The 23528-nt window shown below is 68.4% G+C and carries 25 protein-coding genes; 16 read left to right on the top strand and 9 right to left on the bottom strand.

All coding sequences use genetic code 11. From position 1 onward, the window contains the following. Nucleotides 1–15: 15 nt before the first annotated feature. Nucleotides 16–2442, bottom strand: coding sequence for a GcvT family protein (locus tag G6N58_RS06935; RefSeq protein ID WP_115279233.1), 2427 nt, complete (start codon nucleotides 2440–2442; stop codon nucleotides 16–18). Between the two features lie 137 nt (nucleotides 2443–2579). Between G6N58_RS06935 and G6N58_RS06930 the strand changes: the two genes are divergently transcribed. Continuing rightward, entirely contained in the window at nucleotides 2580–3998 is a 1419-nt protein-coding gene (locus tag G6N58_RS06930) for an amidase (protein ID WP_115279234.1), read from the top strand. On the opposite strand, the gene G6N58_RS06925 is transcribed toward G6N58_RS06930, so the two are convergent. After that, entirely contained in the window at nucleotides 3953–4528 is a 576-nt protein-coding gene (locus G6N58_RS06925; protein ID WP_197746396.1) for a helix-turn-helix transcriptional regulator, read from the bottom strand. The two genes, G6N58_RS06930 and G6N58_RS06925, sit on opposite strands and share 46 nt — an antisense overlap. 228 nt (nucleotides 4529–4756) lie before the next feature. Between G6N58_RS06925 and G6N58_RS06920 the strand changes: the two genes are divergently transcribed. Beyond that, the gene (locus G6N58_RS06920) at nucleotides 4757–5848 is read left to right on the top strand and encodes an alpha/beta hydrolase fold domain-containing protein (RefSeq protein ID WP_308213266.1); all 1092 of its coding nucleotides are present in this window, start codon (nucleotides 4757–4759) and stop codon (nucleotides 5846–5848) included. Here the strand turns inward: G6N58_RS06920 and G6N58_RS06915 are convergent. Continuing rightward, complete coding sequence (locus G6N58_RS06915) at nucleotides 5845–6960, bottom strand: epoxide hydrolase family protein (RefSeq protein WP_115279237.1); 1116 nt, start codon at nucleotides 6958–6960, stop codon at nucleotides 5845–5847. The genes G6N58_RS06920 and G6N58_RS06915 overlap by 4 nt on opposite strands. An 85-nt stretch (nucleotides 6961–7045) precedes the next feature. Here G6N58_RS06915 and G6N58_RS06910 point away from each other — a divergent pair, with 85 nt between their 5' ends. Further along, complete coding sequence (locus G6N58_RS06910) at nucleotides 7046–7402, top strand: STAS domain-containing protein (protein WP_083230955.1); 357 nt, start codon at nucleotides 7046–7048, stop codon at nucleotides 7400–7402. 5 nt (nucleotides 7403–7407) lie between these two features. Here the strand turns inward: G6N58_RS06910 and G6N58_RS31030 are convergent, their stop codons facing one another. Next, entirely contained in the window at nucleotides 7408–9309 is a 1902-nt protein-coding gene (locus G6N58_RS31030; protein WP_115279238.1) for an HNH endonuclease signature motif containing protein, read from the bottom strand. A gap of 26 nt (nucleotides 9310–9335) precedes the next feature. Between G6N58_RS31030 and G6N58_RS06900 the strand changes: the two genes are divergently transcribed. Then, nucleotides 9336–10721 (top strand): IS256 family transposase, encoded by a 1386-nt coding sequence (locus G6N58_RS06900; RefSeq protein ID WP_115277645.1) that lies wholly within the window; start codon nucleotides 9336–9338, stop codon nucleotides 10719–10721. 8 nt (nucleotides 10722–10729) lie between these two features. On the opposite strand, the gene G6N58_RS06895 is transcribed toward G6N58_RS06900, so the two are convergent. Further along, nucleotides 10730–10915, bottom strand: a complete 186-nt coding sequence (locus G6N58_RS06895; RefSeq protein WP_115279239.1) for a hypothetical protein — start codon at nucleotides 10913–10915, stop codon at nucleotides 10730–10732. A 181-nt stretch (nucleotides 10916–11096) separates the two neighbouring features. On the opposite strand from G6N58_RS06895, the gene G6N58_RS06890 reads away from it, so the two are divergent. The 8 genes from G6N58_RS06890 to G6N58_RS06855 are packed head-to-tail and all read left to right on the top strand — an operon-like array spanning nucleotide 11097 to nucleotide 17045. Continuing rightward, a complete protein-coding gene (locus G6N58_RS06890) occupies nucleotides 11097–11741 on the top strand; it encodes a hypothetical protein (RefSeq protein ID WP_115281718.1) in 645 nt (214 codons plus the stop codon). Nucleotides 11742–11777: 36 nt separating this feature from the next. Next, nucleotides 11778–12257, top strand: a complete 480-nt coding sequence (locus G6N58_RS06885) for a MarR family winged helix-turn-helix transcriptional regulator (protein ID WP_068919152.1) — start codon at nucleotides 11778–11780, stop codon at nucleotides 12255–12257. 11 nt (nucleotides 12258–12268) lie between these two features. Further along, entirely contained in the window at nucleotides 12269–12685 is a 417-nt protein-coding gene (locus G6N58_RS06880) for a DUF5313 domain-containing protein (protein WP_068919151.1), read from the top strand. 40 nt (nucleotides 12686–12725) lie between these two features. After that, nucleotides 12726–13679 (top strand): TIGR03557 family F420-dependent LLM class oxidoreductase, encoded by a 954-nt coding sequence (locus tag G6N58_RS06875; RefSeq protein ID WP_115279240.1) that lies wholly within the window; start codon nucleotides 12726–12728, stop codon nucleotides 13677–13679. Continuing rightward, nucleotides 13676–14569: a PfkB family carbohydrate kinase gene (locus tag G6N58_RS06870; RefSeq protein ID WP_115279241.1), complete on the top strand. Its 894-nt coding sequence runs from the start codon at nucleotides 13676–13678 to the stop codon at nucleotides 14567–14569. Before G6N58_RS06875 ends, G6N58_RS06870 begins: the two co-directional genes overlap by 4 nt. 39 nt (nucleotides 14570–14608) lie before the next feature. Further along, nucleotides 14609–15304, top strand: a complete 696-nt coding sequence (locus tag G6N58_RS06865) for a fumarylacetoacetate hydrolase family protein (RefSeq protein ID WP_115279242.1) — start codon at nucleotides 14609–14611, stop codon at nucleotides 15302–15304. Nucleotides 15305–15312: 8 nt separating this feature from the next. Continuing rightward, nucleotides 15313–16104: a serine hydrolase gene (locus G6N58_RS06860; RefSeq protein ID WP_232067761.1), complete on the top strand. Its 792-nt coding sequence runs from the start codon at nucleotides 15313–15315 to the stop codon at nucleotides 16102–16104. Then, nucleotides 16101–17045, top strand: a complete 945-nt coding sequence (locus G6N58_RS06855) for an amidohydrolase family protein (RefSeq protein WP_115279243.1) — start codon at nucleotides 16101–16103, stop codon at nucleotides 17043–17045. Before G6N58_RS06860 ends, G6N58_RS06855 begins: the two co-directional genes overlap by 4 nt. Here the strand turns inward: G6N58_RS06855 and G6N58_RS06850 are convergent. Then, nucleotides 17031–17951 (bottom strand): phosphotransferase family protein, encoded by a 921-nt coding sequence (locus G6N58_RS06850; protein ID WP_115279244.1) that lies wholly within the window; start codon nucleotides 17949–17951, stop codon nucleotides 17031–17033. The genes G6N58_RS06855 and G6N58_RS06850 overlap by 15 nt on opposite strands. Continuing rightward, nucleotides 17948–18844, bottom strand: coding sequence for an O-succinylbenzoate synthase (locus G6N58_RS06845; protein ID WP_115279245.1), 897 nt, complete (start codon nucleotides 18842–18844; stop codon nucleotides 17948–17950). The genes G6N58_RS06850 and G6N58_RS06845 overlap by 4 nt, the downstream gene beginning before the upstream one ends. Nucleotides 18845–18864: 20 nt before the next feature. On the opposite strand from G6N58_RS06845, the gene G6N58_RS06840 reads away from it, so the two are divergent. Together G6N58_RS06840 and G6N58_RS06835 are read left to right on the top strand one after the other, a co-directional pair. Beyond that, nucleotides 18865–19686: a PHP domain-containing protein gene (locus G6N58_RS06840; RefSeq protein WP_115279246.1), complete on the top strand. Its 822-nt coding sequence runs from the start codon at nucleotides 18865–18867 to the stop codon at nucleotides 19684–19686. A gap of 31 nt (nucleotides 19687–19717) precedes the next feature. After that, complete coding sequence (locus G6N58_RS06835) at nucleotides 19718–20896, top strand: metallophosphoesterase (protein ID WP_115279247.1); 1179 nt, start codon at nucleotides 19718–19720, stop codon at nucleotides 20894–20896. Here the strand turns inward: G6N58_RS06835 and G6N58_RS06830 are convergent. Next, on the bottom strand, nucleotides 20871–21404 hold the full coding sequence (locus tag G6N58_RS06830) for a M15 family metallopeptidase (RefSeq protein WP_115279248.1): 534 nt from the start codon (nucleotides 21402–21404) through the stop codon (nucleotides 20871–20873). The two genes, G6N58_RS06835 and G6N58_RS06830, sit on opposite strands and share 26 nt — an antisense overlap. A 23-nt stretch (nucleotides 21405–21427) precedes the next feature. Between G6N58_RS06830 and G6N58_RS06825 the strand changes: the two genes are divergently transcribed. Continuing rightward, entirely contained in the window at nucleotides 21428–21898 is a 471-nt protein-coding gene (locus tag G6N58_RS06825) for a hypothetical protein (protein ID WP_179968211.1), read from the top strand. Here G6N58_RS06825 and G6N58_RS06820 read toward each other — a convergent pair. After that, nucleotides 21855–22319 carry an acyl-CoA thioesterase gene (locus tag G6N58_RS06820; RefSeq protein ID WP_068920240.1) on the bottom strand — a complete coding sequence of 155 codons (465 nt, stop codon included), beginning with the start codon at nucleotides 22317–22319 and terminating at the stop codon, nucleotides 21855–21857. The two genes, G6N58_RS06825 and G6N58_RS06820, sit on opposite strands and share 44 nt — an antisense overlap. A gap of 34 nt (nucleotides 22320–22353) precedes the next feature. On the opposite strand from G6N58_RS06820, the gene G6N58_RS06815 reads away from it, so the two are divergent. Then, nucleotides 22354–23472, top strand: coding sequence for an alcohol dehydrogenase catalytic domain-containing protein (locus G6N58_RS06815; protein ID WP_115279249.1), 1119 nt, complete (start codon nucleotides 22354–22356; stop codon nucleotides 23470–23472). The last annotated feature ends 56 nt before the right edge of the window (nucleotides 23473–23528 follow it).

The following is a 23528-nucleotide window of genomic DNA, read 5'->3' as shown; positions in this document are numbered from 1 at the left end:
TCACTCACAGGCGTGTTACCTCCGGATCAGGCTCATGTCGGGATCGACCACCGGTTCGGCGGCCACCACCGCGGAATAGGTCGAGGTGAGGTAGTCGACGGTGACGGCGTCCCCCACCGTGATGTCGGCGGGCAGCCAGGCGTAGGCGATGCTGCGGCCCAGGGTGGCCGAGTAACCGGCGCTGGTCACATAGCCCACCGTCGCGCCGTTGCGGCTCACCGGTTCCTTGCCCAGGACGACGGCGCCGGGATCGTCGAAGACGATGCTGCGCAGAGCTTTTGCCGGGGGCGCGGCGGCATCGAGGGCAGCCTTGCCCAGGAAGTCGCCCTTCTTGGCCGACACGGCGAAGCCGACACCTGCTTCCGCGGGCCGGTGCTCGGCGGTCATGTCGGTGCCCCAGGCCCGGTAGCCCTTCTCCAGGCGCAGGCTGTTGAACGCGATGCGGCCGGCGGCGATGGCCCGGTACGGCGCACCGGCGCTGAACAGCAGGTCCCATAGTTTGGCGCCGTGCTCGGCGGAAGCGTAGATTTCCCAGCCCAGTTCGCCCACGTACGAGACCCGCATCATGGTGACGGGCACCGAACCGACGAAGGTGCGGATGGCCTTGAAGTAGCCGAAGGCCTGGTGGGAGATGTCCGCCGCGCACAGCGGTGCCACCAGGTCGCGGGCGCGTGGCCCCCACACGCCGATACAGCAGGTGCCGCCGGTGATGTCCCGGACGGCGACCCCGGTTTGCGGTAGGTGCCGAGTGATCCAGTCGAGATCCAACGGCCCGTTGGCGCCCACCTGGAAGGTGTCATCGGACAACCGGGCCACGGTGAGATCGCTGCGGATGCCGCCGGTTTCGTCGAGCATCAGGGTGTACGTGACCGCCCCGGGCCGTTTGTCGACGTTGTTGGTGGTCAGCTGTTGCAGGAAGGCGCAGGCGCCGGGGCCGCTGACCTCATAGCGTGTCAGCGGGGTCATGTCGTACAGGGCCACATGCTCGCGGGTCCAGCGCGCCTCGGCGATCGAGATGGGGGAGTAGAACTGCCCCGACCAGCTGTCGCGCTCGGGGAAAGGCACTCCCGCAGCGGCGAGTTCGTCCACCAGCGGCGCGTTAGCCTGATACCAGGCGGGCCGTTCCCAGCATCCTCCTTCGAAGAAGAACGCGCCGAGTTGCTGCTGCCGGGAGTAGAACGGGCTGACCCGCAGCTCGCGCGGCTCGGCGCGGTACTGGTGGGGGTGGATGATGTCGTAGACCTCGACGAAGCCCTGTGAACTGGTGGCGAGGATGAATTCGGGGCTCTTGGCGGGCTCCTCGAAGCGGTAGAGGTCGCATTCGTGGACGTCGGTCCCGGGGGTGCCGTCGACGATCCACTCCGCCATGGCCTTGGCCACGCCGGCCGAGTGGGTCACCCAGACGGCCTCGGCGACCCAGAATCCGGGCAGATCGCGGTGTTCGCCCATGATCGAGAAGCCGTCGGGGGTGAAGGAGAAGATGCCGTTGAAACCCTCTTCGTACTTCGAATCACCCAGGGCGGGAAGCAGTTCGGCACTGGCGCTCCAGGCGGGGAGGAAGTCGTCGTCGGTGAACGGCAGCATCGAGGGCATGGGCTCGCCCGCGGTGTCCGACAGCAGCGTGGTCATGTCGACGGGCATCGGCCGGTGGCCGTAGAAGCCGATGCCCAGACGGTCGCCGTATTCGCGGTAGTACAGGTCCTGGTCCTGGTGCCGCAGGATCGGCATCCCGGGTTCGGTGTTGCCCCGCAGTTCCGGCAGCTGCCCGGTCTTGGCGAACTGGTGCGCCATCGGGACCAGCGGCACCGTCAGGCCCACCTTGGCGCCCAATTGCGCCCCCCAGAAGCCGGCGGCGGACACCACCACGTCGGCGTCGAATTCGTCACCTGAGGCGGTACGGACGCCGACCACCCGTCCGCGGCGTTCGAGAACGTCCACCACCTCCTGATGGCCGACGAAGGACGCACCGCGCTCAGAGGCGCGCTGCGCCTGGGTGGTGGCGGCCACCAAGGCCCTGGCCAACCCGTCGGTGGGGGTGTGGAAGCCACCGAGGATGCGGTCGGCGTCCAGCAAGGGGTAGAGCTGGGTGCACTCCTGAGCATCGAGCAGGCGCGCGGGAATGCCCCAGGAGCGGGCCCAGCCGAGCTTGCGGTGCAGGTCGGTCCACCGCTGCGGCGTGGTCGCCACCTCGAGCCCCCCGACCTGGTCGAAGGCGCCGAGGCCGACGAACTTCTCGACCGTGTACCGCGCGAACTCGGTCATGGTCTTCGACGGGTTCGTCTGGAACACCAGGCCGGGGGCATGGGAGGTCGATCCCCCGGTGGTGAACAGCGGTCCCCGGTCCAGGACCGTGACGTCGGTGCATCCGCGGGCGGTCAGTTCGTCGGCCAGTGAGGTCCCGACAATTCCGGCGCCGATGATGACGACTGAGGGGTGGGCCATACGTGAGCTCCTGTTGCGCATGAAGCAACTAATGCGTGATGCGCAACAATAAGGCCGGGTGTGGCACCGCCGCAACAGCTGCCGCCTACGTATTTTCGCCGGTGTGCTGCCGGTGCGGAGGCTTCTACGCTGACGCGATGTCTGCCTCCGAGTTGTGCTGGACCCCGGCCACCGTCCTCGCGTCGGACATCCGCTCCGGCGCAGTGGCTCCCGCCGAGGTCGGCGCCTATTTCGCCGACCGGATCGAGGCGGTCAATCCCACGCTCAACGCCTACATCCACTTCGACCGTGAGCAGGTGCTGGCCGACGCCGCCCGGCTGCAGGCCGAGCTCGACGCGGGCACGCCCCGCGGGCCGCTGCACGGTGTGCCGTTCTCCATCAAAGGCCTGACCACCATGGCGGGCCTGCCGTTCGACTCGTGCCTGAAGCCGCTCGCCGGAACCCTGGGCACCCAGGACGCGACGGTGGTGACCCGGATGCGGCAAGCCGGCGGGCTGTTCCTGGGCAAGACCAACGCGCCGGAGTTCGGTTACTACGGCGGCACCGACAGCCACCTCTACGGGCCCACCCACAACCCCTGGAAGCACGGCCACACCGCGGGCGGTTCCAGCGGCGGAGCTGCCGCCGCGGTGGCAGCGGGGCTCGGGCCATTGGCCGAGGGGGCCGACGGTGCCGGATCGGTGCGCATCCCCGCCGCGATGTGCGGTGTGGTCGGCTTCAAGCCGTCACTGGGTCGCATCCCCCACACCCTGCTCGACGGGCGGCACTACACCCACATCTTCCACGGCCCCATCACCAGAACGGTCGCCGATGCCGCGCTGATGTTCTCGGTGATGGCCGGGGTGTCCGACTCGGACCCCAACACCGTGCCCCCCGACGGGATCGACTACGTCGCAGCGGTGACCGGCGACATCACCGGCTGGCGGGTGGCATGGTCGCCCGACCTGGGACTGGGGCACGTCGACCCGGAAGTGGCGGCGGTGTGCGCCGAAGCCGTGACCGCGTTCGAGGCCCTCGGCGCGGTGGTCGAAGAGGCGACGCCGGACTGGGGTGATCCCGAGGAGGCGATGTGGAAAGGGCTGTGGGTCCCCGGATATTCGTGTGAGTACGACGTCCTGGACTGGAAGTCGATGGGTGGGCAGGTCGACGACAACCTGATCGAGATCTTCGCCCAGGCCGAGCGACTCACGGCGATGGAGATCGGCCGCGCCGAGGCGTTCCGGGGCCGCATGTGGGACACCTTCAGCGCCTTCATGCGCACCTATGACCTGTTGGTCAGCCCGACACTGGCGTCGCCGACCTTCCCCCTGGACCGCTTCGCGCCGGACTGGCTGGACGGGGAATCGTTGCAGCGCAAGCTACTCGGCTGGTTGCTGACGTATCCGTTCAACATGACCACCACCCCGGCGATCTCGGTGCCCGCAGGCTTCACCTCCGACGGCAGACCCGTCGGACTGCAGATCGCCGGGCGACACCGGGCCGACGCCGCTGTGCTGCGGGCAGCCGCCAACTACGAGGCAGCCAGGCCCTGGGCGGAGACCACGCCGGCGCTGTGAGCCTCGACCAGGCCGCAGTCCAGGGCCACCCGCGCAGCCTGCACGCGGTTGCTGACCCCGAGCTTGCGAAAGATCGCCTCGACATGGGTGGTCACCGTGCGGACCGACACGCTGTCGCAGCGGGCGATCTCGGCGTTGGTCCGGCCTTCGGCGACGGCGGCCAGGACCTCGGTCTCGCGACTGGTCAGGCCGAGCCTCAGGCGTCGGCTCGCGACCTGTGCCACGGCTGCGAAACAGGGTGTCATCTCGCCTATCACCGCGGCAGCCGCGGGTGTGTGGTGCTGGCCGGATTCGACGTACAGCGCACCGATCCGCTGCCCCGAAGTGTCGGCCAGCCTGCGGATCAGGGTGTCTGCAGCGCGTCCCGAGCTCCGCGCCAGGGTGGCGACGGTGACCTGCCTGCCCTGGGCGTCCGCCGCCGTCAACCGGGCGCGCGTGATTCCGGTGGAGGTGTGCAGCAGGTGCAGGAGCGCATGGGCGCGGCGTTCGGGCAGCGTCGACATCAGGCCGCTCAACAGGGTGGCATCCACCAGCCCACGGTCTCGGTGGACCATTTCTGGTCTCGCTTCGGCATCGTCAACGCATCGTTACGACTGGTTACGGGATCGTTTCCCTAGCAGGCGCAAACAATCGCGGAATTGCTGGTTTGACGGGTGTCGGGCACGGGTAAGCACAGCCAACGCTGCAGCCCGAGCGGCGCTTTGTTCTGTTGCCGCTCAGAGAGGTACACGGCCATGGCCCTGCCCTCGCTTCACCCCATGGATCTCGTGCTGGCGTCCACCCGGTTCTACTCGTCGCTGCCGGTGGTGGGTAAGCACCTGGAACCCTTCGCCGGGCTCACCGCGATGATGATGTACGGCGGTCACTACGCCGGACCGGCCATCAAGGCCGCCATCGACCGACGCAGCGCCGCCGCCGCGCCCGTCGACGCCGCCCCGGCGACCGGTGTGGACCTGGCCGCCATTCGCGGCAGCCGGGTCCCACCCTTCCTGCGCGCCAGCGGCCAGCGTCGCCGCAGCCTGCATCGCGGTTCGGTGCGCTACGGCGACCACCCCGCGCAGATGCTCGATGTATGGCGCCGGCCTGATCTGCCGGACGGACCGGCCCCGGTGCTGTTGTTCGTCCCAGGTGGCGCATGGGTTCAAGGCACGCGGGTGCTGCAGGGGCACACTCTGCTACATCACCTGGTCCGGCAGGGCTGGGTGTGCCTGACCATGGATTACCGCGTGTCACCGGTGCATCGGTGGCCACGCCACATCGCCGATGTCAACGCCGCCATCGCATGGGCGCGGGCGAATGTCGACCGCTTCGGCGGCGACCGGAACTTCGTCGCCATCGCCGGCTGTTCGGCGGGTGGGCATCTGGCCGCGCTGGCCGGTCTGACCCCCGGTGATCCCAGGTTCCGCGGCGAATTGCTGGACCACGCCGACACCTCGGTGGACGCCGTGGTGGGCATCTATGGCCGGTACGACTGGGAAGACCGCTCGACCCCGTCGCGGGCGAACTTCCAAGGTTTCCTGGAGCGAGTTGTGGTGGGCCGCAAGCAAGCTCGCGAGCCGGAAGTCTTCGAGGCGGCGTCACCGATGGCCCGCATCCACGCCGACGCGCCACCGTTTCTGCTGATCCACGGCGACAGCGACGTCGTGATCCCGGTCGGGGAGGCACGCGCCTTCCGCGATGCGCTGCGGGCCGTGTCCCGCAATCCCGTCGAGTACTGCGAGGTCCCGCGGGCCGGTCACGCCTTCGACCTGGTGGACACCTCGCACGCACGCCGGTGTGCGGTCGAGGCTTCACACTTCCTCAATGCCGTGCGCCACCGGGCCGCTCTCCCGGTGGTCGAAGCGGTCTAGTCTCCGCGGACGGTGTCGAAGAAGGCCCGTACGTCCTCGACATAGAGCTGCGGCTGTTCGAAGGCGGCAAAGTGGCCGCCGCGCGGCATGGGTGTCCAGCGAATGATGTTGGGATAGTTGGCTTCGCACCACGAGCGCGGTGCCTGGAGGATCTCCTTCGGGAACGCCGCCACCCCGGTGGGCAACGTCACCGGGGCGTCGCCCCCGAAGCTGCCGAAGCTCTCCCAGTACAGCCGCGCTGATGATGCGCCCGACGCCGTCAGCCAGTAGAGCATCACGTTGTCCAGCAGTTCGTCGCGGCTGAGCACGTTCTCGGGGTGGCCGTCGCAGTCGGTCCACGACCAGAACTTCTCGACGATCCAGGCCAGTTGCGCCACCGGGGAATCCACCAGGCCGTAGCCGATGGTCTGCGGCCGGGTGGACTGCTGCTTGGAGTAGCCCGAGTCCCACTTGCGGTAGTAGTCGATGGCCGACAGCGCGCGCAGAGCCTCCTCGTCGGGGTTGTCGAGGGCGCCCTTCGGTGGACTGCCGATCGGCATGTTGGTGTGGATGGCCACGCAGTGGCCGATATTGCGACCGATCTGTCGGGTCACCGCCGACCCCCAGTCGCCGCCCTGCGCGCCGAATCGCTGATAGCCCAAGCGCACCATCAGCGTGTCCCAGGCCGTCGCGATGCGCTCCACACCCCACCCCGTCTCCGTGGGTTTACCGGAGAAGCCGTAGCCGGGCAGCGACGGGCACACCACATCGAAACCGGCCTCGGTCAGCGGTTCGATCACCTTCTGGAACTCCACGATGGACCCCGGCCAGCCGTGCGTGATCAGCAGCGGAAAAGCATCCGGGTGCGGCGAGCGCTGGTGGATGAAGTGGATGTCGAGGCCGTCGATCTCGGTGGTGAACTGCGCGAACCGGTTCAGCCGGGCTTCTCGTTCCCGCCAGTTGTAGTCATTGGCCCAGTACTCGGCGAGCTCGCGGGTGTACGACAGTGGGATGCCCTGATTCCAGTCGTCCACCGGTTCGGCCTCGGGCCATCGGGTGTTTCGCAGCCGCGACTGAAGGTCGTCGAGTGCGGAGTCGGGGATGTCGATGCGGAACGGGTGCACGTCTGCCATGGTTGCGATTCTGCCGGGTGGTGGGCGGTTCCCAGGGAGGCTTGAGATACTGCGAGGGCGGTCGGGCAGGGCGTTCGGGAGAGACATGACTGAACAGGCATCCGGCGGGTTTGCCGTACATGAGCGGATGGTCGACGGCGTGGTCGTGGTGGAGGTCTGCGACGTGGTCGACATGCTGACCGCACCGCTGCTGGGGACTGCGATCGGCACCGTGTTGGCCGAATCGCCCCGCGGATTGATCATCGACCTGACCAACGTCAGTTTCCTCGCTTCGGCCGGGATGACCGTGCTGGTGCAGGCTCGAGAACAGGTCGGGGAGCGCATCGGGTTCGCCGTAGTGGCCGACAGTCCGGTCACCAGCCGACCGCTGCGGATCGTCGGTCTCGACGACGTGCTCGGGCTGCAGCCGACGGTGAACGACGCGCTGCGCGTGGTCGTCTGACCCGGTCATCGGAACGGCGACCGGGTGGGTGGGCCGTGGTCGAGGGCGCGGAGTAGTGCGTTGTGTTCGCGTTCGGTGGTGATGCGTTGGGCGCGGTCATTGGCGCGGGTGCGTTGTCGGGTGGGCATGGGGGCGGTGGGTGTGGTGGTGCGGCGTCGTTTGTTGGGGTGGATGAAGGGCGTGGTGCTGGTGGTGAGGTTGGCGTGGGGGAGCAGGGTTCTGCTGCGGGGTTCGGTGAGGTAGGAGTGGCCGGTGGGGGCGGTCCAGTAGATGTCGCCGTTGGGGAGTTGTTCGTCGGTCCACTGTCCGGCGGTGGTGGGGAAGGTTTTGGCGAGGTGGTGTTCGCGGCAGAGGAGTTTGCCGTTGGAGGGGTGGGTGTGGCCGTGGTCGGCGTGGGCGATGGTGTGGTCGATGTCGAGTTTTTCGGCGGTGCGGGTGCAGCCGGGGAAGCTGCAGCGTAGGTCGCGCAGTGTGATGAAGCGGCGCAGTTGGTCGGAGAACTGGTAGTGCGGTTCGGGGTCCGTTGCGGGTGGGGGTAGGGGTTGGATGGTGGCGCCGGTGCGGATGAGTTCGGCGAGCAGCAGGGTGGGGATGATGTGGCCGCCGGTGCTCACTGCCGGTGGGCAGGTGTGAGCGGCTGAGGGTTCGGTGGAGTCGGGGTCGGGGGTGGCGCTGGTGTGCCCCTCAGTGGCGGGCGTGGCCGGGCCTGGCTGGTCGGTGTTGGGGGTGGCGGCGGTGCCGGTGTCGGGGTGATCCGGTGGCGGGGGTGGTGCGCCCGGCCCGGGTGCGGCCCACGGGGGATCCTCGTCGTCGTTGTCCCCGTCATCATCGGTGGGCGCGGTGGCATGGCCGTGGTTGGTGAGGGTGTCCGGCTCGTCGCCGTTGGTGTTGGTGCCGGGACCGGGTGCGGCCCAGGGTGGATCCTCGTCGTCGTCCCCACCGTCGTCGGTGGGTGGGGCGAGGTAGGCGTCGTAGCCGGTCGCGGGTGGCGGCGGGGTGTTCGGGCTGTCGTCGCCGTGGCCGATGTCGGGAGTAGCGCCGTCCCGGGGCCACGGCGTCACCGGTTCGACTGGGCGAGCAGATGCGGCGGCGTCGGCGTCGCGGGCGATGGCGTCGAGGTCGACCGTCGGTGCGGCCGGGTCGCTGTTGCGGTGGAAGTGTTGGGCGGCGGCGACTTCGGCCAGGGCGGCATCGAGGGTGCCGGCTTCGGCGAGGATGTGCACCACGATCGACTTCACTTTCGATGGGATCGACGCGGCAACACAGTCGGGGCGCCCGCATTGGCACACCAGGCGGTCGTGGCCGCGGAACACTGCCCCGAATCCGGCGTGGCGTAGTTCCCCTCGGCTGCGGGGGTCGTCGCGGCAGACGGTGTCGGCCATGGCATTCAACACCCGGGCGGCCACCTCGGCGTCGGTGGCCAGGATCCGCCCGAACACCGAGGCGGTGCCGGTGACGTCGTCGGGTTTACCGAACTGCACGTCGAGGTCGTGGGTGGCGTCGCGGTAGCGGCGTACGGCGTCGGGGTCGTGTTCGTCGATGATGGCGTCGACGGCCAGTTCGACGTCGGTATCGGATGCGGTGGTGTAGCTGCCGGCGCGGGCGGCGATTTCGGCGTCGATGACGGGTTGGGCGGCGGGGGTGACCAGGGCGGTGCGGTAGACGATGCTGGCAGCGACGCGGGCGTTGATCACCCCGGCATCCAAGAGGGCGGCGACCTTCGGGAGTCGCACGGCGAGGGCTTCGGCCAGGCGCAGCTGCCCGGAGGCCCGGCGGGGGCTCAACGCCAAGGCGGCGGCAACTTCATCTCGGGCTCCGGCCCAGGGGTCATAGACCCAGAGCTTTTCCTCCTCGGCGGCTTCGGCTTCGCGCAGGGGCGTGTCAGATGGTTTGTGTAGGAGCTGCATGAGCCAGATGGAGCACGATGATGTCCATGGTTGTTCGGCAGGACAGTCAGGCCGGTGACGGCGATAACGGCGAGGAAGTAGACCGGCTGGAGTCAGGCCGGCAGGCGTTCGAGGCGTTGAAGGCCTCGGGCGGTTTCGACGACGTGCTGGCCAAGATCGACGCGGGTGAGCTGCAGTTGACTGGCGAAGGTGGCTTTCTGCAGGAGATGGTCAAGGCGGTCCTGGAGCGCGGCCTGCAGACGGAGCTGACCGGCCATCTCGGCTACGACAAGGGCGATCCCGCTGGGCGGGTACTTCCCAACGCCCGCAACGGTTTCAGCGCCAAGACAGTCTCTAGCGAGGTCGGCGACGTCACCCTGGCCATTCCACGTGACCGTGACGGCAGCTTCATTCCGATGCTGGTTCCGAAGGGCTCGCGGCGCATCGGTGGACTGGATTCGATGATCATCAGCCTCTATGCCGGCGGGATGACCGTCCGCGACATCGAGCATCACCTGGCCACCACGATCGGCACCGAGATCTCGCGGGAGACGATCAGCAAGATCACCGACGCGGTGCTCGAAGAGGTCCTGGAGTGGCAGCGCAGGCCGCTGGATCCGATGTATCCGATCGTCTATCTGGACGCTCTGGTGATCAAGATCCGCGACGGTCATCAGGTCCGAAACAAGTCCGCTCACATCGCTGTCGGAGTCGATATGGACGGGATCCGCCACGTGCTGGGGATTTGGGTCCAGCCCACCGAGGGAGCGAAATTCTGGGCTGGAGTGTGCGCTGAGCTGGCCAATCGTGGCGTTAAGGACGTGCTCATCGCCTGTGTGGATGGGCTAACCGGCTTCGGCGACGCGATTGCCGCGACGTGGCCGCAGACCATCGTGCAAACATGCACGGTGCATCTCCTTCGGTCATCGATGCGTTTTGTTGCCTACGGCGATCGCAAACAGGTGGCCTCTGCGTTGCGCCTCATTTACACCGCACCCACCATCGATGCCGCGGAAATCGCTCTGCACGAGTTCGCCGCGTCCGCTTGGGGGAAGAAGTACCCGACTACGGTTCGAGCCTGGGAGGCAGCCTGGGACCGCTTCATTCCGTTTCTGTCGTTCCCGCCGGCCGTCCGCAAAATTATCTACACCACCAACGCCATCGAGTCGCTGAACTATCAACTCCGCAAAATCATCAAGAATCGTGGTCATTTCCCGAATGATCAAGCGGCAGTGAAGCTTTTGTGGCTTGCGATCTGCGATATCGAAGACAAACGCTCCCGAGAACGCGTTCGTCACCGCGACCGAACGACGCCCCAGCGGTACAAGCAAAGTAACCGTCTCGTCGAAGGCGCCATCGTCACTGGGTGGAAGCACGCACTAGGCGCCCTGGTCCTGGCCTACCCAGACCGACTAGAGCCATACATTTACTAACCAGCGTACTAACCAACGCGGCTCATACACAAAAGTCTTGACAAGCTCTCGCGCAGGGCCACCAGGTGGGCGATGCAGGCCAGTTTGCGGGCCGTCATCTGCGCCTCAGCCTGGTGGTACTCCCGGATGGCAGTAACCAGCTCCTTGGGGGTCAACTCCCCGTAGGTCGCCGGATCCGGAAGCGTATCGAACATACATTCGATTGTGCCACCACCCACCGACATTGATACGTGTGATGACTCTGGACATTGGTGACACTTCTGCATCAGGACATCGGGGACATCAGGGGTGGTCAGGTGGCGACTTTCCCCTCAAGGGTGCGGGGCGTGACTGCCCATGACCGCCGCGTACGAAGGTCGCTGGCATCCTGGCCTCATGGGCCTGATCATTCGACTGATCGAGCTGTTGATCATCGTCATCCCGATCGCCGGTGCCGCGTTCGCGGGTTACCGGGCCGTCCAACGCCGGCGGCCGCAGACGCCGGAGCCGGTAGAGGAGCCCGAACCTCGGCCCACACGCCAGGCGGTCAGCTGGAAAACCATCCAACGTGCGGTCGCCGAACATGACCGCACCGACGCCCGCTGGCTCGAGTACGAGCTGGACCCCGTGACATTGCTGGACTATCCATTGATGACCGACCTCACCGAAGCGGTCACCGAGCGTTTCCACCGCGCGAAGTGGCGCGCAGATCTGCTCCGGCCGCAGGCGGCGGAGGTCCTGCTGGACGATCGGGAGGCCGCGACCGAGTACCTGCACGCGGTCGAGGAGTACGTCAGCGCGTTCACCGTGGCCGAGTCCGAAGCCAGGCGCCGGCGCGACCTGGGCTTCAGTGAGCCGGAGCGCCAGCGTCTGCAGCGAGCGCGAAGTCTCTTGCGGATGGCAACGGATGATGGCGCGACGGCGCAGGAACGCGACCAGGCCTATCGGCGGGCCCGCAGGGAGTTGGGCGGGCTGGTGGACCTGCCGGAGCGGGCCGTAGCGCAGATCGAGCGGGGCATCGCGGGTGAGTTGGGCCACTGATCGTTAGTGCGCTAACTATTAGCGTACTATCGAACTATGTCCGCCCCGACCACGTCCGCCGACCCGCTGGCGCTCGAGCAGCAGGTCTGCTTCGCGCTCGCGGTCACCAACCGCGCGGTCCTGGCGGTCTACCGGCCCCTGCTGGAGCCTCTGGGACTGACGCACCCGCAGTACCTGGTGATGCTCGCGCTCTGGGACCACCGCAAGAGCTCCGCGGCACCCCTGACGGTGAAGAAGATCGCCACTACACTGCAGCTGGATTCGGCGACTCTTTCGCCGATGCTGAAACGACTGGAAGCACTCGGCTTGATCACCCGCACGCGCAGCGCCGCCGACGAGCGTTCCACTGATGTCGAACTCACCGCAGCCGGATCGGCGTTGCGCACCCGGGCGGAATCGATACCGTCCGCCGTGGTCGACCGCCTGGGTGTCAGCATGTCCGAGATCGAGCAACTCCACCGCGTGCTGACCCGGGTCAACACCGCGGCACTGGCCGCCGGGGCCCTCGACAGTTGAACAGGAGCAGCATGTCCGCCGACAAACCGAACCTCTGGCAGTACATCGCCTTCTCATACGGGAAGCGGCTGCCTCCGTCGATGAACCGTTGGGTCGCCGAGGACCTGGCCGGACAGGGGGCGGTCCGACGCCACCTCATCCGTTTCGCCATCCCGCCGCTGTTCGTCCTCGGACCCATCTGGCTGCTCGACACGTCCTTCTACGTGCGCCTGGAGATGACCGCGCCCATCTACATCTGGGCGATCCTGATGGCATTGGCGCTCAACAAGGTCTGGCGTCGGCACCGGCTGGCCCAGCACGGCCTCGATCCCAACCTCGTCGACGTGATCAAGCGCAAGCGCGACGCACACATCCACGAGGATTATGTCCGCCGGTTCGGTCCCCGCCCCGAAGACGCCAAGCGGCAATCCAACAGCAGTCCGTTCTGACACCACGTGTGGCTCGCGATCGTGCGGGTAGACGGCAGGCATGTCGAAGATCGGTTACTTCCTGTCATGTGAGCAGTACCGCCCTGCCGAACTGATCGACCAGGCCAAGCGTGCGGAGGACGCGGGCTTCGAAGCTCTGTGGATCTCCGACCACTTTCATCCCTGGAATGACGAGCAGGGCGAGAGCGCCTTCGTCTGGGGTGTCATCGGTGCGCTCTCGCAGGTGACGTCGCTCCCGGTGACCACCGCCGTCACCTGCCCTCTGATCCGCATGCACCCGGCAATCGTCGCCCAGGCCGCCGCCACCGCCGCCGTGCAACTCGACGGACGGTTCATCCTCGGTGTGGGCACCGGCGAGGCCCTCAACGAGCATGTGCTGGGCGATCATTGGCCGTCACCGGGCGTTCGGCTCGAGATGCTCGAAGAGGCCATCGAGGTGATCCGCCGGCTGCACACCGGCAAGAAGATCAGCCACCGGGGCGAGCACTACGACGTGGAGGAAGCTCGGATCTACACACTGCCCGAGCAACCGGTGCCCATCTATGTCTCGGCATTCGGCCCGATGGCGGTCGAACTCGCCGCGAAAGTGGGTGACGGCTATTGCACCACGATGCCCGACGCCGAACTGATCAAGAAGTTCCGCGACGGCGGCGGCGGGGACAAGCCGGTACAGGCGGGCACCAAGGTCAGCTGGGATCGCGACGCGGACACGGCCCTGGAAGCGGCGCACCGGATCTGGGCCAACGAGCAGCTGCCCGGACGCTTGGCGCAGACTCTGCCCACCCCCATGGACTTCGCGGACGCCTCGCAGTTGGTGCCGCCGGAGAAGGTGGCCGAGGCCATCACCTGCGGTGGTGATCCCGACGCCCACGCAGCACAGGTCCGCCAGTACCTCGAGGCCGGCGCCGATGAGGTGTACGTCCAGCAGGTTGGTCCCGACATCGAGGGATTCTTCGCTGCGTGGCAGCGAGATGTGCTGCCGCAGTTGCGATGACGGTCTTGGTTGTCGGACAGATCGCTCGCGACCTGGTGCTGCGTTGTGATGGATTGCCGGAGTCCGGCGGGTCGGCCACGATCACTGAGCGCCGTGAGCTGGTCGGCGGCAAGGGCGCCAATCAGGCGGTGGCACTGACCCAGCTCGGTGTTCCGGCCGCGGTGCTTGGTGTGGTGGGCGACGACGGCCACGGCCCGTGGCTGCGCGACCAGCTCGCTGCCGACGGCGTGGACGTCTCGCGTGTGGTCCGGCGCGGGAACAGCGCGCTGATGGTCGATCTCGTCGACGACCCTGGCAGTCGCCGGCTGTTCGAACACACCCCGACCGAGAGCATGCTGACCGTCGACGACGTGCGGCAGTCGTCTCTCGATTCCGTGGCCGTGGTGTCCCTGCAACTGCAACAACCAGGGGAGGTCATGGTGGCCGCCGCCGAGGCCGCGCACCGATACGGCGTGCCCGTGATTGCCGACGGTAATCCGGAACCGGGTTACGCTGCAGCGCTGTTGCCGATGCTCGACGTGCTGCGTCTGGATGCTGCAGAGGCCGAGGCGCTGACCGGCCGTGCACCGACATCGGTCCAGATCGCCTCCCAGATCGGCACCGAACTGCTGGACGCCGGCCCGAGCCTGGTTGCGATTGCTGTCCGGGGCACCGGCGATCTGGTGTTGTGGCGCGCCGGCAGAGACCTTGTGCCACACACCGATGGCGGTGTCGTCGATCAGACCGGTGCCGGAGACGCGTTCATGGCGGGCTTGACGGCCGCACTGCTCGATGAGGCTGATCCGGTGACGGCAGCGAACGTCGCCGGGGCGGCCGCTCGATCCACTGTTGCGCGCCTCGGCGGCAGGCCCGAGCTGACGGCTCTCGAAAAGCACTGGCGGAAGCGCTGACCCTAGGATGGACGTCACCTGGGTCGAGAGGAAGAACAGATGCTCACCGTCGCTGCGACGACGATTGCCGTGCAGGGCTCCGAAGAACGGTTCCCGGTCCGGCGGGTGTACTGCGTCGGGCGCAACTATGCCGACCACGCGCGGGAGATGGGGGCCGATCCCGACCGCGAGCCGCCGTTCTACTTCACCAAACCCGCCGACGCGGTGTTCACCGCCGACGAGGGATACCTGGGCGGTGCTGCCGGCGTGGTCCCGTACCCGCCGCAGACCTCGAACCTGCACCATGAGATCGAACTCGTCGTGGCAATTGGCACCGGTGGCGCGGAGATCGCGACTGACGTTGCCCTGCAGCATGTCTGGGGATACTGCGTCGGCGTGGATCTGACGCGGCGGGATCTGCAGGACGTCGCCAAACAGACACGCCGACCGTGGGATCTGTCCAAGGGATTCGACGCGTCGGCGCCGGTGTCGCTGCTGGTGCCCGCGGCTGACGTGGACCCGGGGCACGGCCGCATCTGGGTGTCGGTGGACGGGCAACTGCGCCAAGAGGGTGACCTGGCCGATCAGATCTGGCCCGTCGCCGATGTCATCGCACACCTGTCGGCATCGGTCACCCTCGCCCCCGGCGATCTGATCATGACCGGAACCCCTTCGGGTGTCGGGCCCATCGAGCGCGGACAACAGGTGGCCGGTGGCATCGACGGGATCGGCGAGTTGCACTTCACCGTCCAGTGAGGGCGTTCATGGTTCGAGTCCTCGTGGTGCTGCTGGCTGCTGTGCTGTGTCTGACGGCACCTGCGCCGACGGCCCACGCCGACTTCGCGCAGCGCATCACCGCGGCCGACCAGTACCTCGCCACCCGTCCGGGCGTCGTGGGCTACGTACTGCGGGACCGCGCCACCGGACTGGCGCACCGCAATCAATCGGCAGGCACGCTGATCTGGACGGCCTCGACCATCAAGCTGGCGATGGTGGTGGACCTGCTCACCCGTGCCACCGCAGGACAGATCACCCTGACCGACGCCGATCGTGCGCTGATGGCGGCCATGATGCACTCCTCCGACAGCGATGCCGCCGCCACCCTCTGGCAGCGTTTTGGCGGCCCGGATCACCTGGCGTTCAACCGGAACTTCCCGTCGTACGGGATGACCGGGCTGCAACCGCAGCAGGGGTTCAGTGACGTCTACCCCGACTGGGGTTTCCAGAAGTCCACCACCGATGACCTGGACCGGTTGATGAACTACACCCTGAGTCGGTTGCCTGCCGCGCAGACCGCTGCCATCGTGTCCGAAATGCAGGGTGTGGACGCCAATCAACAGTGGGGCGTCTGGGGCGCAGGTCCCGAGATGGCGCCCGGCACCAAGAACGGCTGGTCGCAGGAACAGGGCGGCTGGGTGGTCAACAGCGTCGGGTTCGCCGGGCCGGGCCAGCGCTATACCCTGGCCATCATGAACTCGCTGGAGGGTGAAGGCGGATTCGAGGACGGCCGCCAGACCACCACCCGCCTGACCGAGATCCTGCTGGGCACACGATGAGCGGCTGGCTGGACGTCCATGCCCATTACATGACCCCGCGGTATCACGCCGAATGCGAAGCTGCCGGCCACCGGGAACCCGACGGCATGCCGGGGCTGCCCGGCTGGAGCCCCGAGCAGGCGCTGGACCTGATGGCGGATACCGGGGTCAGCGCGGCGATCTTGGCGATCTCCTCTCCGGGAGTGCATTTCGGTGATGACCGGGCGGCGCGGGATCTGGCTGCACACGTCAACGACGCAGGCGCGGACGTGGTGGCACAGCGCCCGGACGCGTTCGGCCTGGCGGCCGTGCTCCCGCTGCCCGATGTCGACGGTGCTCTGGCCGAATTGCAGAGGGCACGAACAGATCTGGCGTCCGATGCGGTGGCGATGAAGACCAACTACCACGGCCGATATCTGACCGATCCCGACTTCGACGCCGTGCTGGCCGAACTGGATGCTCACGGCGATGTGGTCCTGCTGCACCCAACCTCGCCTCCGGGCTGGGAGGTGACGGCGCTGGGGCACCCGCGGCCCGTACTGGAGTTCCTGTTCGACACCACCCGCTGTGTCGCCGACCTGATCCTGGCCGGCACGCTGACCCGGTATCCGGCCATCCGGTGGGTGGTTCCGCATGCCGGGGCCGTCCTGCCGGTGGTGGCCCACCGGGTGGCCGCCATGAGCGTGTTGACCGAGAACCCCGTCGATGCGCCGGCAGCACTGGGGTCGCTGTACTTCGATCTGGCCGGCTTCCCCGTTCCGGTGGCCCTCGATGCCCTGCTGAAGCTGGTGCCGCCGCGACAGCTGTTGTACGGCAGTGACTTTCCGTTCACACCCGCTCCTGCTGTCACCGCGCTGGCACAGACGCTGGCAGCGCAGGAGTCGCTGCGGGCGGCCGACCTGACCCTGGCGCCCGGCTCGGCAGCGGCAACGCTGTTCCCACGCCTGCTACGCGCGCGGTGACGCCGATCGCCACGCCTCGATGACCGGCGCCAGCCCGCCGGCCAGGATCGGGAGCTCCGGAACCAACGCCGCACAGCCGATGAACTGCAATGTCCGGGCGGCGTCCATGACCTGCTGAACGGCCGGATCGGTGCGCCGCAGGCCCAGTGCGCTTGCCGCGGTGTCGTAGTCGGCATTGGCGTCAGGACCCAGCTGCGCCAGGTCCCATTCCACCGGCCCGAGGCAGACGTCTTCGAAGTCGGAGAACAGGATGCCCGACGTGGTCCTGATGACGTTGTGCGACGGGCCGTCGCCGTGCAGGGCCTGCACGCTGACGCCGGGAAAAGCCCTGGCGAACGACCGCTCATTCCCGAGAATCCGCTGCAGTGACTCGAATTCGCGACGGGCCCGGCCGATGTCGGCGGCCGAGAGCAGCTCGGATTCGGTGAGTGCCGCGAGCAGCTGCGGCAGTCCGGAATTGAATGGCGCCAGGAACGGCAGCGGGCCCGGGTATCGCGCCAGCACGGCGTAGAGCGGTGCGGTGAGGCCGACGTCGACACCGCCGTACGGCTGATGGTCGGGTGCGAGATCGGCCAGCTCCCAGAACGTCATCGCAAACCCATTGCGCACCAACGGCCGTGGCGGCACCAGCGCAGAGGGCTTCACCACTGCGACGCCCTGGTCGGCCAGCCACGTCACCACATCGAGCTCACGCTGCTGGCGCGCAGCCCGAACGTCGTCGGGCAGTCCCGGCGGCACCACCACCTGGATCCGGGCCACCACCGGTGCCGGCCGCAGATGCACCACCACCGAGAACACGTCGTGCAGGACAGCCCCGTCGGCGACCTCGAGCCCCAGGTCGCGCCCGGCAGCCACGGCGGCCGCCACGGCGCGGTCGCGGCGGGCGGCCAGCTCCTCGGGAGTCACAGCGCCTCCTGCGCCCGTGACAGCCGCGCACGCCAGCGCTCGACCGCCTGGTGATCGGTCAACGCCCACCGGTCCAGCAACTCCGGCTGCGGCGCCGGTGACATCGGCGCCACCGGGACGTATCCATCGACGGGGATCAGCGCCCGGGACGCGGCGGCCACGTCGCCGGTGACCCACGCGGGCCGGCTCACCGCGCAGGCATAGGGCAGTTCTGGAAGCGCACCGGCGAGGGCGACCTCGCCCGCCAACCCCACGCTGCTCGCCCGGCCGGCCCGGACCACACAGGGCACGCCCACCGTCTCGGCGATACGCAGCGCGCGGCGCACCCCGCCCGAGGATGCACTGCTGAGCACCGCCACGTCCGCTGCGGCGATCCCGACCCGGCCCACCTCGACCGCGACCGGAACGTCGACCCGTCGGCGTACCTCGGCAGCGATCGCGGCGGGCAGTGCCACGAACTCCAGCTCCCCCCAGCGCCGGAGATCGGTCTCGGCGTCCCCGGCATGCGCCACCACCACACGAATCCGGCCGCCAGACCCCAGGGCGTCGCGCACCGCCTCCAGCCGCGAGACGGTGTCACCGCCCGCGCTCACCTCAGCGGTGCGGCACCCGGACATCCGCACCAGCTCGTGCGCCTGTGCGGGGTCCACCGCAGGTACCTGCACGGCGACCGGCACCCGTCCGCGCACCGCGTCCGGCCAGCCGACGGTGCCCGGTTCCACCGCCGCCGTCAACCACCGCACGTCGTCGTCGGCGTCGGCAGGCGGGCTGAACTCGCCCCAGCCCTGCGGGCCCTCCAGCAGCACACATTCCCGGGGGCCGGGCTCGCTGTGGCCGGGCGTGACCGGCAACGCCACCACGGCGGCGTTGTCGAAGTCGATCAGAGTCTTCACGCATGGCACGATCTCATCCGATGCTTCCCCCCGACAATCACGTTCACTCACAGTTCTCCTGGGACACCGGTGCGCAGGCCTCCATGCGGGACACCTGTGCGCAGGCGGTCCAGCTGGGCCTGCCGGCCGTCGCCTTCACCGAACACGTCGACTTCACCGAATGGGGCGATCACGACCATCCACCCGGTGATGGTGTCGATATCGTTGAGCGACAACGGGTCTCGCCGGTGGACTTCGAGGGTTACCTGGCCAGTGTGCAGGAGTGCCGCGACCTGTTCCCCGAATTGCGCATCCTTACCGGTATCGAAGCGGGCGAGCCGCACCACTTCGCGGGTGGGGTCGCCGCAGTGCTGCGCCAGGGTTCGTTCGACCGGGTGCTGGGTTCGCTGCACTCCCTGGTGCACGACGGCGAACTGGTCTACGCCCAGCGTGTCTTCCAACACCGCCACGCGCCCGAGGTGATGCGGGACTACTTCGCCGAGATGCTGAACCTGGTGGCGGGATCCGACGTCTTCGGTGTGCTGGCGCACTGTGACTACCCGCGGCGCTACTGGCCCTTCGGCGCCGGGGAGTACCGCGAAGCCGACTACGAGGAGGAATACCGCGGTGTCTTCCGGGCGCTGGCGGCGTCGGGCCGGGCCCTGGAACTCAACACCGCCAGTCCGCTGGCGTCGGCCGAACTGATGCGGTGGTGGTACCAGGAAGGCGGGGACGCGGTGTCCTTCGGCAGTGACGCCCACACCCCGCTGCGTGTGGGCGACAAGTTCGACCTGGCCACCGACATCGTGACCGCCGCCGGCTTCAAGCCCGGCCGCGACGAGTACGACTTCTGGCGCAGGTAGCCACCTGCGCGGCGGCGGTACGCTGGCGGAAATGTCAGATGCCCCGGCGCACACCCCGGTCCGCCCGCGCCGGTCGTGGCGGCGCCTGCTGATCGTCTGTGCCATCGTCGCCCTGCTGCTCGGGGTTCCGTGGTGGACGCTGCTGTCACCGGCCGCGGACTGGCCCCTCGCCGTCACCGTCGCAGGGTCGGTGGTGCTGCTCGCGGCGTTCCTGGGGCTGCCGCTGATGATGATGCTCGGCCACGGCCGCAGGCACCTGGACTGGGCTGCCGTCACCGGTGACGTGCTGTTGGGCTCGGCGTGGGTGCTGTTCGTGTGGTCGGTGATCGGCCAGATCCTGGGCGTGGTGCTGTTGCTCGCCGGGGTGCCCGATCCGCTGCGGGCCCGGGTGGTGGCCGTGGCGGTGCTGGTGACGGTGGTGGTGCTGCTGGCGTGGGGACACCACGAGGCGATGCGGGTGCCGCGGGTCCGTGAGGTCGACGTGCCGATGCCGCGGCTGGGACCCGGGCTCGACGGGCTGCGCGTGGTGATGATCACCGACACCCATTACGGACCCATCAACCGGGCGCAGTGGTCGGCGGCGGTGATCGACAGGGTGAACGACCTGCACGCCGACGTGGTCTGCCACGTCGGCGACGTCGCCGACGGCACCGTGGCGGTGCGGCTGGAACAGGCGGCCCCGCTGGAGCGGGTCCGGGCAACCTCGGCCCGGGTGTACGTCACCGGCAACCACGAGTACTTCAGCGAAGCCCAGGGCTGGCTGGACTACTTCCAGCGCATCGGCTGGGACGTCCTGCACAACAAGCACATCACCGTGGCGCGCGGCGGGGACACACTGGTGATCGCCGGTGTTGACGACCGCACCGCGCGGGCGTCCGGACTCGAGGGCCACGGCGCCGACCTGGGCGCCGCGCTGGCCGGCGCGGATCCGCAGCTGCCGGTGCTGCTGCTGGCACATCAGCCCAAGCAGATCCCCGCCGCGGTGGAGGCCGGGGTGGACCTGCAGATCTCGGGCCACACCCACGGAGGGCAGATCTGGCCGTTCAACTTCCTGGTGCGCCTCGATCAGCCGTTGGTGGCCGGGCTCAGCCGCCACGGCGACCGCACGCAGCTCTACACCAGCCGCGGTACCGGGTTCTGGGGTCCGCCGTTCCGGGTGTTCGCCCCGAGTGAGATCACCGTGCTCACCCTGCGGCGTTCGGCCGCATAGGCGGGCACACCCCCTGTGCGTCGGCCGTCAGCTCGTAGTGCCAGAGCTCGTTGGCGAACACCTGGCACAGTCCGAAACGCGGCGCGTTGCGTGACATCCACGCCTGGGCAACGGGTGGGCCCACATCGACAGCGCGGCCGGTCACATGTGACGACGTGTCCGGAGTGGCAACGAATTGCTCTGCTGCGGGGACACTTCCGTAGGTGCGCACGCCGTCGTCGAACAACCGCTCCTGGAATCCTCGGGAGCGCCACCCGGAATTGATCTGCATCTCGATGCCCTCGTCGGCTGCCACCCGGGTGGCCTGCTGCACCGCCGCCAGCAGCGCCGGATCGAGACGGCCGATGATCGGGTTGGTGACGTCGAAGGCCGTCAGCGCCACCCCGTCGGGCAGGTAGCCGCCGAACGAATCCACCGCACCGTCACCGACCAGCGGGTCGGCCTGCGCGGGCGCCGCCGTCAGGACACACGCCGCCGCGCAAGCTGCCACCCACACACCACTGCGCATGGGTGAACTCTACGATCTAGCGCATGCGACGTGCTGTGATCCTGGCTGCGCTGGCGTTCCTGATGGCAGCCGGGGCGCTGGCGGTGTCGCTGTACACCTGGTGGTCGTCGACCAGGACCGTCGAGTACACCGCCGAGCAGCAGTCCGCGGCCCGCGACAGCGCCTGCAGCGCCTACACCACGGTGCGCACGGGCGTGCAGACCAACACCAACCTGGCGGTCGCGGGCGACGACGTCAGCGGCGCGCTGGCGGTGGCCGCCAACTCCCGGGTGGCGCTGATGAGCGGAGGGCAGTACGTGCTGGACCGCGTGGACCCCGCCACCCCCGCCGAGCTGGCCGAGCCGCTGCGCCGATTCGGCAACACCCTGCTGGACGTCGGGGCGGCCGCCACTGCGGGCGCGCTCAACACCGACCCGGCCCAGGCAGACCTGCTGGCGCAGATCGACGAGCTCAATGCTCAGTTGACACAGCTGTGTCCAACAGCCGGCGGATGACGTCGGGAATCGGCACCGGCCGCCGCGTCTCCCGGTCGACGTAGACGTGCACCCAGTGCCCGACGGCGGCCACGGGATGCTGCTGATCGGTTTCCCCGGCCCGGGACTGGAAGACGCACAACCGGTAGGTGACGCTGCTGCGGCCCAATCTGGTCACCGACAGGCCCACCATCAGCGGGTCGGGGAATTTCAGCTCGGCAAAGTAGCGACAGCCAGACTCGGCCACCACGCCCAGCCACGGCGCCGTCACCGGGTCCACGCCTGTGCTGGTGCCGATCCAGCCGTTGATCGCGGTGTCGAACAGCGCGTAGTACACCGCGTTGTTCAGATGGCCGAACATGTCGTTGTCGGTCCAGCGGGTCAGCACCGGCCAGTGCACTGAGAAGTCGCTGCTGGTCAGCTCTCGTTCGTCGGCGGTCATGGCCTGCAGTCTGGCAGGTGGCAGGCTGGTGCCCATGACCCTCTCGATTCGTGGCGCGGTGCTGGAGGAGATCGGCCGCCGGAGGCCCTACGCCGAGTCCGCGCCCCTGACCATCTCGGAGCTGGACCTCGCCCCACCCAGGGACGGGGAGCTGCTGCTGCGCATCGAGGCAGCGGGATTGTGCCATTCGGACCTCTCGGTGGTCGACGGCAACCGCGTGCGGCCGGTGCCGATGCTGCTGGGCCACGAGGCCGCCGGTGTGGTCGAAGAGATCGGGGGCACCTCGGACCTCACCGTCGGACAGCGCGTGGTGCTGACGTTCCTGCCGCGCTGCGGCGAATGTTCGGCCTGCGCCACCGATGGGCTGGCTCCGTGTATTCCGGGCAGCGCCGCCAACGGTGCGGGCACCTTGATGAACGGGGCGACACGGCTGAGCCGGGCCGGCGAGCCCGTGCACCACCATCTGGGGGTGTCGGGCTTCGCCACGCACGCGGTGGTGGACCGCCGCTCGGTGGTGCCGGTGGACTCCGACGTGCCCGCCGTGGTGGCCTCGTTGCTGGGGTGTGCGGTGCTCACCGGCGGCGGGGCCATCCTCAACGCCGGGCAGCCGAAGCCGGGGCAGACGGTGGTCGTGGTGGGTCTCGGCGGAGTCGGCATGGCGGCGGTGCTGACCGCACTCGCCCACGATGATGTCCGGGTGATCGGGGTGGACCGGTTGGCCGACAAGATCGCCGACGCCCGCGCGGCCGGTGTGCACGAGGCCTACACCCCGGAGGAGGCGGCAGATGCCGGCGTCAAGGGTGCGGTGGTGGTCGAGGCGGTCGGGCATCCTTCCGCGCTGGAGTCCGCGGTGGCACTCACCGCACCGGGCGGGCGCACCGTCACCGTGGGCCTGCCGAGGCCGGACGCCCGCATCACCTTGTCGCCGCTGGGTTTCGTGGCCGAGGGTCGCTCGCTGATCGGGAGTTATCTGGGCTCGGCCGTCCCGGCACGCGACATCCCGCGATTCGTCGAGATGTGGCGCTCGGGCAAGCTGCCGGTGGAGTCACTGGTATCAGCGTCCATCGGGTTGGACCAGATCAACGACGGCATGGATCAACTGGCCGACGGCCGCGCCGTGCGCCAGGTGATCGAGTTCGGCGCTACCGGCTAGCGCTACCCACGCGGCTGCAGCCAGCCCGGTGGTCGCCCGCTGCGTCCGCGACGACA

Source organism: Mycolicibacterium tokaiense, assembly GCF_010725885.1.
Lineage (GTDB): Bacteria > Actinomycetota > Actinomycetes > Mycobacteriales > Mycobacteriaceae > Mycobacterium > Mycobacterium tokaiense.
The sequence above is the reverse complement of the archived record's forward strand: the minus strand, read 5'-3'. Positions and strand labels throughout refer to the sequence as shown.